We start from the raw sequence: 13,827 nt of genomic DNA on the forward strand, positions 1-13,827 counted from the left end.
TTTTCTCTCTTTTGTGTATCGGTTACTCTTTTCTCGTCTCCAGAATCGCCTGTACACCCTCGTACAGCGCCATCTGCTCTACTTCGCCGCGGCTTTCCTCTTCCTGTTCAAGAAAACTCTGGATAAATCTTCCAAGGAGGTTCTGGCCGTTGGAAGCGCACAGCTTTTCATAGTCATAAGCCGGGGTTGTCATATCCCGGATGTCAACGACACCTCCGCCCGCATCCATATTTACGGTATCAAAACGGATATCCGGGTCCCGGAGTCCTTTCAGTGTAAAGCGGTACATATTTTCCACGCCGTTTTCCTCGATCTTCTCCCGGAGGGTATCCAGAAGGAGACGGCCTGTCATGTCCTCGTCCACCGGAATATCCAGATGGATGTACTCCCGCTTTGCCGCAGGAACAAACTCCGTCTCGACTACGCCATTCTCTGCGGTTCCTATCACATACCCGTGTTTTCCGGTGTCATTCGGGTCTGTCGGCTCCGGAGAACCGCTGTACCGGCATTTTCCCGTTATTTCCGGATCCGGTTTGTGAATGTGGCCAAGAGCCGTATAATCATAACCGAGCAGATCCACCTCTGCCCTCTTAAACGAAAGATGTTTCTCGTCTCCTCCGTGAAGGAGAAGAATCTCGTTTTCCATGCTCCGGACACACTTCCACTCTACCCTGATTCCGCCCTGCAATTCTCTGTCCAGGTAACTGAATCCGGATACTGCGGTCCGAAATTCCGGGAACTCGACTTTCAGAAGGCGTCCTTCCAGAAGCGGGACGACATTGCCCGCCCACTTGAAATTCCGGTACATGGAATTAGGTTTTAAGTAATCATGATTTCCGGCCGTAAATACGACTTTTGTATGAGACAGTCCCGCAAACATGGCGTTGAGCTCTTTCAGTTCCCGTAAAAGCGGCTGTCTGTGGAACACATCCCCCGAAATCAGAAGCAGGTCAATCTGCTCGTCCTCACACCGGTCAAGAATGCTTTTGAAGGTCTCCCAGATCTCTTCCGGGCGTCTCTTCGTATATTCCGGTCCCGCATCAGGCCTCACTCCGAGATGCAGGTCCGATGTATGTATGAATTTCATCCTGAAGTTCCCCTTTCTCTTTCTTTGGAAGGACTACGATAAACCGGGTCTCATGATCATCGCTCTGGGCAGAGATTCTGCCGCCGTGAAGTTCCACGATCTCTTTTGCGATGGCAAGACCGAGCCCCGCTCCTCCGGTTTCACTGGACCTGGAATCGTCCGCCCGGAAGAATTTCTCAAAAATATGCTGCAGCTTGTCATTGGAAATTTTCGGTCCTTCGTTGACAAAGACAATCAGCGCGTTACTCTCATCCTGTGAAACATGGATCCGGATCGTCGAATCCTTCCTGCAGTAGGCAATGGCATTCCGCATGAGATTGTCAAATACTCTGGCAAGCTTATCCGGGTCGGCCCGGACAACGATATCGTCATCCGCCTCCACCTCACATTTTAAGTTCTTGCCCTGAAGGACCGCGTACATCTCATCTGCAATCTGCTCCAGCATTCTGCTTAAATTCAGTTCTGTCTTTTCCAGAACAATGTCCTGTGCATTAAATTTCGTGATCTCAAAAAACTCTTCGATCAGTTTCCCGAGTCGGATTGCCTTCTCAAGGGAAATCCCCGTGTACTTGATCCTCTCCTCCTCCGGAAGATCCGGATGGGATTCCAGCATACTCAAATACGCCACAATGGATGTCAGCGGCGTTTTGAGGTCATGCGCCAGAAAGACGACCAGATCATTCTTTCTCTGTTCACTTTCCTGCACCTCACGCTCCTGCCGCTCCAGCGTATACTTGATATTGTTCAGCTTTGTCTCGATCGGCTCCAGTTCCGGAATCAGATGGATCGGCTCCTGGGAACGGGAGACGAGTTTCCCGATCTCTTTTTCAACGTCTTCCAGATACGTAATCATTTTTGACAGCGCAATATAGAAAAAAAGCGCAAACAGTGCCAAAAACCCGATCATCATGAAGAACGTCTTATTGTTTCCAAGAATCTGCCAGTACAATGCGATGGCATGCTGCTCTTCTACATGAAAGAATTTCAGGAAGCCAATGAAAATCTCGGATACGTCATCGTTGTAGACCCCATCGATGATGTATTCCAGCAGAAATCCACCGACCAGAACTGTAAGCGCGGTGATCAATACTGTCTGCAGAAGCAGGCTGATCTTCAGTTTCCTGTATTTACTTTTCTTAAATTTTTTCAATCTACTCTTCAACCTTGTATCCCACTCCCCAGACCGTCTTGATGAAATCTGATTTTCCCATAGGACCGCTCATCTTCTCCCGAAGATGTCTGATATGTACCATGACGGTATTGTTGCTGTTCTTATAGTACTTCTCGTGCCACACGTTTTCAAAGAGCTCTTCCGAACTGATGACCTTTCCTCTGTTCTCACAGAGCAGCCACAGAATGTCAAACTCGATCGGAGTCAGTGTCAGATTTTTTTCATTGAAGACACACTCGTGGGAATTGCGGTCCAGAAACAGACCGCCAAAATCAATGACATCGCTCTCCGCCCTGCCGCCGTCATTGTACTTCGTGTAGCGGCGGATCTGTGCCTTTACTCTGGCAACCAGCTCCAGCGGGTTAAACGGCTTTGCGATGTAATCGTCCGCTCCGAGTGTCAGTCCGGTAATCTTGTCGATATACTCGGTCTTTGCCGTCAGCATGATCACCGGGAAATTGTACTTCTCCCTGATCTTTTTCAGAATCGTAAATCCATCGATATCCGGCAGCATGACGTCCAGAAGCGCCAGATCAATCTTCGTGGTTTCTATACAGGCAAGGGCCTCCTCGCCCGTATAGAATTTCAACACCTCATACTGGTCATTTTTCAAATACAGCTCAATAACATCCGCTATCTCCCTCTCATCATCCACAACCAGAATATGATTCATGATTTCTCCCCTTTTCTGAATTTTATCTACAGTTCACAGTTGTTGACCGTTCTTGGGAACGGCAGTACGTCACGGATATTGGACATTCCGGTCAGGTACATGATGCACCGTTCAAATCCGAGTCCGTAGCCTGCGTGACGGGTGGATCCGTATTTTCTCAGATCCAGATAGAATCCGTATTCATCCAGATCCATGCCGAGTTCCTCCATTCTGCTGCGGAGTTTCCCGTAGTCGTCCTCCCTCTGGCTTCCTCCGATGATTTCACCGATTCCCGGCACAAGGCAGTCCATGGCGGCAACGGTCTTTCCATCGTCGTTCTGCTTCATATAGAATGCTTTGATTTCCTTCGGATAGTCGGTTACAAATACCGGTTTCTTATAAATTTCTTCGGTCAGGTATCTCTCATGCTCGGTCTGAAGATCACATCCCCATGATACCTTATACTCGAAGTTGTCGTTGTTTTTCTCCAGAATCTCAATCGCTTCTGTATATGTCACTCTTGCGAATTCGGATTCGACCACATTTGTCAGACGGTCCAGAAGTCCTTTGTCAATAAAGGAGTTGAAAAACTTCATCTCTTCCGGTGCGTTTTCCATCACGTAGCGGATCACATATTTTAACATTGCTTCTGCAAGATCCATATCGTCTTCCAGATCCGCAAATGCGATCTCCGGCTCGATCATCCAGAACTCTGCCGCATGGCGGGTCGTGTTGGAATTCTCCGCACGGAATGTCGGTCCGAATGTATAGACATCACGGAAGGACTGTGCAAATGTCTCTGCGTTGAGCTGTCCGCTTACCGTCAGGCTTGTGTGTTTGTTGAAGAAATCCTTGCTGTAATCGATGCTTCCATCTTCCAGTTTCGGCGGATTCTGAAGATCCATTGTCGTTACCTGGAACATCTCTCCTGCACCTTCACAGTCACTTCCGGTGATCAGCGGAGTGTGCACATACACGAATCCTCTCTCCTGGAAGAACTGGTGAATCGCGTAGGCTGCAAGAGAACGTACGCGGAACACTGCCTGGAACGTATTTGTTCTTGGGCGCAGATGTGTCATTGTTCTTAAAAATTCCAGTGTGTGGCGCTTCTTCTGAAGCGGGTAGTCCGGAGCGGAAGCTCCTTCTACCGTAATCTCTTCTGCCTGAATCTCAAACGGCTGCTTTGCCTGCGGCGTCGCAACGAGAGTTCCCTTTACTACAATGGCTGCCCCTACGTTTAATCTGGAGATCTCTTTGAAGTTCTCCATCGTATCGTGGTATACCACCTGAATCGGCTCAAAGAAAGAGCCGTCATTTACTACAATAAAACCAAACGCCTTGGAATCCCGGATGCTTCTTACCCATCCTCCGATGGATACCTCCTTGTCCAGGTACGAATCTGTTTTCCTGTATAATTCTTTTACTGTTACTAATTCCATCTTTATTATCCTCCAGTCTCTTTTCGACTTTGTATCATTATAGCATGGTTTGTGCTATTGTGTATATCCCACAAACGTATTCCCGCTTGCATTTACCATCTGATCCATCTCTTCAAATGTCACCGTGTCCACTTCCTGTGTGGAAAGATTGAGATACTGAACATTCGTCCGACTGTATCCCGTCAAAAGTACTGCATTGCCGTTTCCTGTCAACGCCGCCACCGGAGTGCCCTGTCCGATCAGATAAAGGACGTCTTCTGTCCGGCAGTCGGAAAGTTCCAGCGCTTCCCCGGAAACCTGGCTGCCTATGAAGTCAATGATGGATTCTCCATCCTCCATATCCTTCTGGAAATCAATCTCATTTCCTGCTGAGGCAAGGATGATTCTCATACATGCTTCCAGCGTGCTCTCACCCTCACGGACCGCAGTATCCCCAAGATCCGAAATCTCATACGCAGACGGCCTGTTGCCGCTTTCATATACATTTGCCAGTCTGGAGGTCACCGCTACTCCGCTGAATTCGGATGCTCTCTGCACCGCATATCCCGCATTCTGGTAAATCCCCTGAAGTTCACCGTATCCATAGACATAGTAGGTTCCCTTCCGGGACGGTGAATCAAAGGAAAGCGTCATCTGCTCCCTTGCGATCGTAAGCTGTGGCTTTAGAATCTTCGGAGAACTGTCGTCCACTCCATCCTCGTAGGTAATCCGCATTTCACGGCCTTTGAGCTCGCTTGTATAGGAATCAATCGTGATATTGCTCTCTTCCCTCTCTTCATTGTTCGTAATATAATCTTCGCTTGTATACGTATAGAAATCTCCGCTTTTTACAGCACGTTTCAACGCCGCCATATCGTTTTCAAATACGACGTCCAGAATAAAGATGTTATCCGCCTGGTAGTCTTTGACCGTTTCGTTTTTCTGGTTGCGGATTTCCAGACGGTACATCGGAAGCACTGTCTCGCCGGATGCTGTCGTGCCCGAGTCGCCGCTCCTTGCAGTTCCAAACACGAAGTCATTCCGGATAAATCCGAGCGGCCGGATGCTTTCATCCGCACCTGCCTCCACCTGATATCCCTTTCCGGTGGAAAGATTCAACACCTCTATCTGAGTCGCGTTATTGATCTCCCCGTCCTTCTGGTATGCCAGAAGGTGGCCGTCCCCGGAGCTTACATACTGCCCCGTTTCCAGATTGGTCACAAGGGTGGTACGCGTATTATTAACCAAATCTACCTCATACAGCGTTCCTTCCTGCATCACATACAGCTTTCCGCTGGAATTGCTGTAATAAAGAAGCTTGCCCGGATCATTTGTCAGCACCGGGTAGGACTTCGTACTTGGGATAAATACCTTCTCCTCCACGGAATTTTTATTGATATCGTAATAATATACGCTGACGCCGACCTCACCTTCATGGGTGCCCCTGTTTACATAGCCGGACACCGTAAATGTCGTACTTCCATCCTCGTCCATGGATACAAGCTGTGCGCTGTGCTGGTCGTAACCATTCTGCGCATTCTGGCTGCCGCTGTCCTCATAGCTGAATACACGGGAGAGTTCGTCATTTTCCTTATTGTAGTTCCAAAGCTCCCTCTCCTGTACAAAGGAGACGACTGTTCCCTCCTGATTGATCAGATAATCCACATCGGAATCTGTCACGCCGAGAAGAACACCATTCTCATCGATGTCATTCTCTTCCCCGTCAAAGAGCTGGTTCATCGTCCGGTTATAGTCCAGAAGATACATCTGCTGATTTTCCGAATATCTGACACGGAAAAACTCTTTGACATTATACCGGTCTGTCTCGTTTTCGCCTTCCCCTTTACAGTCAACCTGATAGGTCAGAAGGACAGACATGTACATCGAGTTGGCTTCCTTGATATCCCACCGGACATCCCCGACGATCTCAGGCGCAAGGTCTCCCCATGTCACATGCTCAAAATCCGAGTGAATCGTGACAGTCTGGTACGTTGTGTTGTCGCCCTCACTGCTTGGCTCCAGCGCGGACTGCAGCTCGGTTGCCGCGTCTTTGTCCCGCTCTTTGTCAAAAAAGTTCTTGATATAGGCCATGCAGCGGTTCATATTCCAGTTGGATCCGTCTGAAATCCGTGTGTAATAATATGCCCGTTCGTCATCGTCAAAGGAAAGCGTCACTCTCAGGAAGCGCTCTCCCTCTTCCAGAACCTTCTCCGGAATCTCGATCTGAGCCGCATTTTCTTTCAGTTCCAGATCGGCCGAATACAGCTTTTTTCTGCCGTCGATGGAATAGATCTCATAGGACGCGGAACGGACCGTTTTGTCGTTTTCCTTCACCTGCATGCTGATTTTGCCGTCCATGACCGGTGTGATCTGATCCCGCATGGTCGCCATTTCCATCTCATTCGTATATCCGGCAAGCGTGTTGAATGTATAAGAATCATGGGTAAAAGAAACCTGCGGAAGCGACGCATTTCCAATGTCTGCCGTCATATCCACATGGTTTCTGTTCACCGCATAGCTGAATATGATAATCGCCACTACGAATACACAGGCCAGAATACCTGCATGTATCGCTTTTTTTCTCATGAATAACTCCCCTTTTTATAAAAGCTTTCCTATCGTTGGTTTCACATGAAGAAATTCCTCGCACGCTTCTATTATGTGCTGATTTTCCGCTTTCTTCCCTGTTTTAACTGCACGGATCAGAATATTTTTCGGCGTGTGTTCCATGTCGATGAACTCCAGAATCTGAGTATCATACCCCTCTTTTTTCAGATACTCGGCGCGGAGCCCGTCTGTGACCAGAGCCGCCATTCTTTCTTTCAGAAGCCCGTAGGACAATACCGGGCTTAAAATGTCATTTTCAATCTGCCGGTTCAGCTCATGCTGGCAGCACGGCACGGAAAGAATCACGTCCGCACCCCAGGAAACCGCCTTTGCAAGGGCATAGTCTGTTGCCGTATCGCAGGCGTGGAGCGTCACCACCATATCGACCTTCGTCATTCCTTCATACTGCGCAATGTCTCCGGTCAGGAAGTGGAGATGGTCGTAGCCATATTTCTCTGCAAGTGCGTTGCAGTGCTCGATCACATCTTCCTTCAGATCCAGTCCCACCATGCGGACCTCGTACCCTCTCATCTCATGCAGAAAATAATACATGGCAAAGGTCAGGTACGACTTCCCGCATCCAAAATCCAGAATCGTGATCTCCCGGTCTTTCGGAAGCTTCGGAAGGACATCCTCGATAAATTCCAGATACCGGTTGATCTGGCGGAATTTGTCGAATCTGGAGCGGACAATCTTTCCCTCCTGCGTCATGACTCCAAGATCACGCAGGAACGGAATATCCATTCCTTCCTTTAATATATACTGTTTCTCCCGGTTGTGGGAAAGATCCTGTTTCCCCTGATCCGGGCGTGTTACCTTTTTTCTGTTGATGGTCACTTTCCCCTTCTTGCTGATCAGCACCGATGCCCGTTCGCTTTTTGTGTCAATCTGCATCTGGCGGAAATGCTCCATCCACTCACAGGCGCGGTCCACCGCTGCCTTCGTTTCCAGATTCTCATGAAAAACCTGTTTCCCTTTAAAAATCTCAAACTGAAATACGAGATTTCCTTTTTTAAGCACCGGACGAATCCGGCCCTTGAACGCTTTTTCTCTGTCTCTTGGGTTACTCAGAACCGCGGACAGAAGCTCTATGCAAAATACCTGTTCCAGGTATGCTCTCAGTTCTTCCATTTGGAACTTCCTTTCCACTTTTTTCTTGTATTATTGTAATGCGTATTCCGCCAAAACGCAAGGAGAGGATATCGAAATACCCTCTCCTGAATCTAAAGATTTCCTTATTTTTTATCTGTTTCTTCCGGTTTTGTCTCCGGCTCCGTTTTCTTGTCTTCTTTTTTCGGGGTCTGCTCCTTGATCAGCCGTCTCACCCGTGGAAAAGTAATGATTACCTTAAACAGATCGCCGTCAAGATAAAGCTCAAACGTTCCTCCCTGAAGCTCCGTCAGATTTTTCGCAATGGAAAGTCCCAGTCCGCTTCCTTCCGTACTTCTGGAAACGTCTCCCCGGATAAAGCGTTCCGTCAGCTCGTCTGCCGAAATATTCAGCTGCTGATCCGAAACATTTTTCAGGATAAACTTTGCCGTCCCCGGCTGGAGCATCAGATCCGCATAGACGCGGCTTCCCTCCATGGCATATTTGGCTGCATTGTTAAAGATATTGGCAAATACCCGCCACATCCTTCTGCCATCCACCCGGACAGTTACCGGTTCATCCGGCATATTGAGGATCACTTTGATATTGCGCGCTTCAAACTTCTCCTCGTATTCTCCTTCCACCTGATAGATCAGTTCCACCAGATTCAACGTCATAAATTCTAGCTTGATATTTCCGCTGCTGACTTTTGAAGCCTCCACCACGTCTTCTGTCAGGGTCTTCAGTCTCTGGGCCTTCATCTCCAGAATGTTGAGGTAATTCTGAATTTTCGGATCCTGGAAATTTTCCCGTTTTAAGATGTCCACGTAATTGATAATGGACGTCAGCGGCGTCTTGATATCATGCGACACGTTCGTGATCAGATCAGTCTTGAGCCGCTCATCCCGGACACTTTTCTCCAGTGCACGGTTCAGGCCCTCGCCCAGCCGGTTGATTGTCTGGGCGATTTCCAGCGTTTCGCCTCTTAAATCATCCAACGGAATCTTGTAGTTTACATTTCCTTTCGCAATCTCAAGCAGCCCTTTTTTAATCTTCTGCCTTGCCAGAGCATACCTCACGAGAAATACGCCCACTCCAATATTGACCACAATGCCGATAACCATCAGCGGAGTATTTCCCCACGTAATCAGTTCTACGAGCAGGAAGGCAATGTAAGCCACCACGATTTTAGTCGTCGTCTTCTTATTTCCCCATCCATGTCTGAAAATCTCGCAGACCGCTTTCATAATACTGTTCTTCCAGAGCGTATGAGCCTTGATCCTCCGAATCATGCTCAGGTAGAACCAGAAGAAGAACAGACAGCTTACAAAAGCGATTGTTCCCGCCATCACCATAGTGTAGATCGGCAGTCCGTCTTCCCTCCAGATATCGGAAGAATAGTAATAATCGTATGCCATCACGTACTGGGATCCCCACTCGGAAATCAGATACATGCTCACGATCCAGAATATGATTACAAATGCCGCCGCCAGCTCTGTCTTCCACCGGTCGAATCCGGACAGCGCAATCTCCCCGTTCTCAGAACGGTTGCTGTGTCCGGAGATTACAGTCAGACATACAAGCAGGATAAAGAAAAGAATCAGCGTTCCCCATGCCGCCTCACACGCAATCGTGATATACGGCACAATCTCCTGATAATATTCTCTGTCACTCTCAAACTCATCCGGAACCGAGTAAGTCGTGTCAACGGATGCCATAAAGACATAATTGGTATTACGTCCGATAATCCGGTGGGATTCCACAATATCCGATTTCCACTCCTGCGCGCTCTGTGCCGGATTCTCAAACGTTGACTCAAACCCGGCAAGCTTCGGTGTCACAATAACGTATGCACCTGCCTGCTTGATCTTCTCCTGATAATGATCAATCTCTTTAATATCCTGGAATTCCTGCCGGTTGGAATAAATCTCATTCTCGTCATAGTCTACATAAATGTAACTGTAATTGGTATTTCCTTCTTCCCATCCTCCCGGCGCTTCTTTATAGTTTTGAATATCACCTGAAATCGCCGCCAGTGTATTGGACAGGGCATGATATGCATCTGCAAGCTTTCCATTCCACCGCTCATCTGTATTTGCAAGCTCCACCAGATTTGCAGCTCCATCCAGAGAATACGGTTCCTTTAAAACTTCTTCGCCCAGCCCCAGATTCCAGCAGTCCGCATAAAGTTTCTGCCCGTTCTGATCCAGCACTTCTCCATAGCCTGCCGTATTGTAATCATCTTCCAGAAGTGCCGAAAGCTTCTCCTCATTGGAAACAAATTCACCATTTGACGCAAAGACAAGCTCTCCTGCGGACATTTTGTTCCGGAAATCATCCCCATAATAATAGTGGTAGCTTCCGTCCTCTTTCAGGCACACAATCACGGTTGTCACATAGTCATGCAGGAACTGGTCCCAGCTTTCCTGATCCGCCGCCGCGTTCTGATATCCCCGGCTCCACTGCTCCAGGTCTTTCAGCCGGTAGGCGATGCCGGAATGATTTGTCCCGTCCTGGTCCAGGCTTCCATTATCATAACGTACCACATCAATCAGCTTATCGGGATTGTAGCTTCCGTTTGTCTCGAACTTTGCTTTGGTATCCAGCTGATCCAGGACTTCCCGGGACATTGTCTTCATCCTGTTCTCAAACTGGGCAGTTGATTCATAATGGCTCTGCACCTTTTCAAACGGAATCAGATAACGAAGTCCTGCCGAGGTTCCGACCCAGACAAAGCTCACCACACTTACGACAATGCACAGGTGCGCAAGAATCAGGAGCAGTCCCTTACATGTTGCAGAATAAAACCATTTATTCATATCGTTTTTCTATCTGCTCCTTCCTAAAGCTTTTCAATTTTATATCCGACTCCCCATACGACCTTCAGATAGCGCGGGTCTTTCGGATTGATCTCAATCTTCTCACGGATATGCCGGATATGAACCGCCACGGTATTATCCGCCCCGATCGCCTCTTCGTTCCAGATGTTTTCATAGATCTGGTCGATGGAAAAGACCTTGCCCTGATTCTTTACAAGCAGGAGGAGAATATCGTACTCCGTCGGCGTCAGCTTCACAACCTCGCCGTCCACCGTCACTTCCTTGAGATCATCGTTGATGGTAAGACCTCCCACCGTGTAGATCTCTTCCTGATCTCCGGCGCCGACCGTGCTGCCAAGCTTCGTATATCTGCGGAGCTGTGACTTGACTCTCGCCACAAGCTCCAGCGGATTGAACGGCTTTGTCACATAGTCGTCGGCTCCGATATTCAGCCCGAGAATCTTGTCTGAGTCCTCTGATTTCGCTGAAAGAATGATAATCGGAAGACTCATCTTCTCCCGGATCTTCAGCGTCGCCCGGATCCCGTCAAGCCTTGGCATCATCACATCGATCACAAGCAGATCCACTTTCTCCTCATTCAGAACTTTCAGTGCCTGCTCCCCGTCATACGCTTTCAGTATCCGGTATCCTTCCTGAGACAGATAAATCTCAATCGCTTCTACAATTTCCTTATCATCATCACATACTAAAACGGTATACATCGTCTCTCACCTCTCTATTATTCCTGAAATAGAAAGCGGGCCTCCCCCCTTGTTTTCGCACGCAGAATCCCCGCTCTTTTTTCTACTTATTAGAATACCAGAAATTTTTTAAGAGCCAAAGCATAAATTCTTAATTGTTGATGAATATGTCCGTTTTTATTCATTGCAGGGTCCAATCAAGTATGGTAAATTATTAGGAGGGGAAATTTTAAAATGAAAGAGAGGTTAGTCTATGGATACACTAAAACGTTTTATTCACTATTATAAACCTTACCGGACGGTCTTTTTTCTGGATCTGCTCTGCGCGGCTGTCATCAGTCTGATCGATCTTGTCTACCCGCAGATTCTAAGGACCGCTACAAACTCTCTGTTCACCAGAGACAGCAGCACCATCCTGAAGATGCTTCTGCCGATCGGTATCGGACTTTTCGTCATGTACACCATCCAGAGTCTCTGCAAGTACTACGTCAGCTACCAGGGACATATGATGGGTGCCAATATGGAACGGGATATGCGCCAGCAGCTGTTTGAGCACTACGAGACGCTTTCTTTTTCCTATTATAACAGCCACAATTCCGGCCAGATGATGAGCAAACTCGTATCCGACCTGTTTGATATTGCCGAGTTCGCCCACCACGGACCGGAAAACCTGTTCATTTCACTGATCAAGATCATCGGTTCCTTTATCTTTTTATTCCTGATCAACTGGCGGCTCGCCATTCCTCTGGCAGTCATCGTTGTGATCATGTTCTTCTTCTCCATGAAGCAGAACAAACGTATGCAGGAAACCTTTATGGAGAACCGCCGCAAGATCGGTGATGTCAATGCAAGCCTGCAGGATACCCTCGGCGGAATCCGTGTTGTGCAGTCCTTTGCAAACGAAGAAATTGAAAAGAAAAAATTCTCAAAGAGCAACCATGCATTCCTGCTTTCCAAGGACGCCAACTATAACTGCATGGGCGGGTTCATGGGATGGAATCTGTTCTTCCAGGGCATGATGTATCTTGTCACACTGGTATTCGGCGGATATCTCATCGCACACGGACAGATGGATCCGGCGGATCTTGCCATGTATGCGCTGTATATCGGAATCTTCATCAGCCCGATCCAGATCCTTGTGGAGCTGGCAGAGATGATTCAGAAGGGATTCTCCGGATTCCGGCGTTTTCTCGATGTCATGGATACAGAGCCGTCCATTCAGGACAAGCCGGACGCAAAAGACCTGACCGATGTGAAAGGCCTTGTCTCCTACGAGGATGTATCTTTCTGTTATGATGACGATGATACACCGGTTCTCCAGAATGTGTCTTTCCAGATCCCGGCCGGCCGCTCCATCGCACTGGTAGGTCCGTCTGGCGGCGGAAAGACGACGATCTGCAACCTGCTGCCGCGCTTTTATGATGTCACAGGCGGCCGCATCACCATCGACGGCAAAGATGTCCGAGGGCTGACATTAAAATCCCTGCGGAATAATATCGGAATCGTCCAGCAGGATGTCTATCTGTTCTGCGGAACCATCAAGGAAAACATTGCTTACGGAAAACCGGGCGCTTCCATGGATGAAATCGTGGACGCTGCCAAACGCGCTAATATCCATGACTTCGTCATGTCTCTGCCTGACGGCTATGACACCTATGTGGGCGAACGTGGAACAAGGCTCTCCGGCGGACAGAAGCAGCGGATCTCCATCGCGCGTGTCTTCCTGAAGAATCCGCCGATCCTGATCCTCGACGAGGCGACCAGCGCACTGGACAACGAAAGCGAACGCCATATTCAGAAGAGTCTTGAGGCTCTGGCCAAGAACCGTACCACCATCACAATCGCACACCGGCTCTCCACGATCCGGAACGCCGACGAGATTATCGTCATCACGGAAAACGGTATCGCTGAACGCGGTTCCCACCAGAATCTTCTGAAACGAAACGGCATCTACGCACACTATTACAAGATGCAGTTTGAAGGTCTGGAAACCGAAGAAATGATGTAAAACATACAGGGTAAATCCCTTAAAAATGTGCGCCTCCCGGCGCACGAAACTGCAGAAGCCGGGACTTTTCCAGTACCCCGGCTTCTGTTTTTCTTAATAATTTTTGCATTTCTTTTATAAAATCAACACATTTTAGACACATTTTCTGGTTATACTAGGACTCAGATAGTTGATAAACAAATCACTATCTCCCCCCTCATAAAGTAAGCACTTCGGAGAGATACCTCCAAGTGCCACTTTACTCTCATTCCTTTAGATAACTTATAAACAGCGAA

Annotated in this window: 9 protein-coding genes; 1 reads left to right on the forward strand and 8 read right to left on the reverse strand. The window is 48.2% G+C overall.

The window, feature by feature from the left end; all coding sequences use genetic code 11:
- Window positions 1-22: 22 nt before the first annotated feature.
- From H6A32_RS10015 to H6A32_RS10050, 8 genes are all read right to left on the reverse strand, one after another.
- Window positions 23-1,087, reverse strand: coding sequence for a metallophosphoesterase family protein (locus H6A32_RS10015; RefSeq protein ID WP_087254135.1), 1,065 nt, complete (start codon window positions 1,085-1,087; stop codon window positions 23-25).
- Window positions 1,041-2,237, reverse strand: a complete 1,197-nt coding sequence (locus H6A32_RS10020) for a sensor histidine kinase (protein WP_087168853.1) — start codon at window positions 2,235-2,237, stop codon at window positions 1,041-1,043. Before H6A32_RS10020 ends, H6A32_RS10015 begins: the two co-directional genes overlap by 47 nt.
- A gap of 1 nt (window position 2,238) precedes the next feature.
- Entirely contained in the window at window positions 2,239-2,931 is a 693-nt protein-coding gene (gene vanR / locus H6A32_RS10025; RefSeq protein ID WP_087168854.1) for a VanR-ABDEGLN family response regulator transcription factor, read from the reverse strand.
- Window positions 2,932-2,957: 26 nt separating this feature from the next.
- Window positions 2,958-4,349 (reverse strand): asparagine--tRNA ligase, encoded by a 1,392-nt coding sequence (gene asnS / locus H6A32_RS10030; RefSeq protein ID WP_087168855.1) that lies wholly within the window; start codon window positions 4,347-4,349, stop codon window positions 2,958-2,960.
- 54 nt (window positions 4,350-4,403) lie between these two features.
- The gene (locus H6A32_RS10035; protein ID WP_204864265.1) at window positions 4,404-6,914 is read right to left on the reverse strand and encodes a hypothetical protein; all 2,511 of its coding nucleotides are present in this window, start codon (window positions 6,912-6,914) and stop codon (window positions 4,404-4,406) included.
- Between the two features lie 15 nt (window positions 6,915-6,929).
- A complete protein-coding gene (locus H6A32_RS10040; RefSeq protein WP_204864266.1) occupies window positions 6,930-8,066 on the reverse strand; it encodes a class I SAM-dependent methyltransferase in 1,137 nt (378 codons plus the stop codon).
- 104 nt (window positions 8,067-8,170) lie between these two features.
- Window positions 8,171-10,843 carry a sensor histidine kinase gene (locus tag H6A32_RS10045; protein WP_204864267.1) on the reverse strand — a complete coding sequence of 891 codons (2,673 nt, stop codon included), beginning with the start codon at window positions 10,841-10,843 and terminating at the stop codon, window positions 8,171-8,173.
- 23 nt (window positions 10,844-10,866) lie between these two features.
- Entirely contained in the window at window positions 10,867-11,565 is a 699-nt protein-coding gene (locus tag H6A32_RS10050) for a response regulator transcription factor (protein ID WP_087168858.1), read from the reverse strand.
- A 232-nt stretch (window positions 11,566-11,797) separates the two neighbouring features.
- Here H6A32_RS10050 and H6A32_RS10055 point away from each other — a divergent pair, with 232 nt between their 5' ends.
- Window positions 11,798-13,552, forward strand: a complete 1,755-nt coding sequence (locus tag H6A32_RS10055) for an ABC transporter ATP-binding protein (protein WP_087168859.1) — start codon at window positions 11,798-11,800, stop codon at window positions 13,550-13,552.
- The last annotated feature ends 275 nt before the right edge of the window (window positions 13,553-13,827 follow it).

The sequence above is a fragment of the Drancourtella massiliensis genome (genome assembly GCF_016900655.1).
GTDB classification, from domain to species: domain Bacteria; phylum Bacillota; class Clostridia; order Lachnospirales; family Lachnospiraceae; genus Sellimonas; species Sellimonas catena.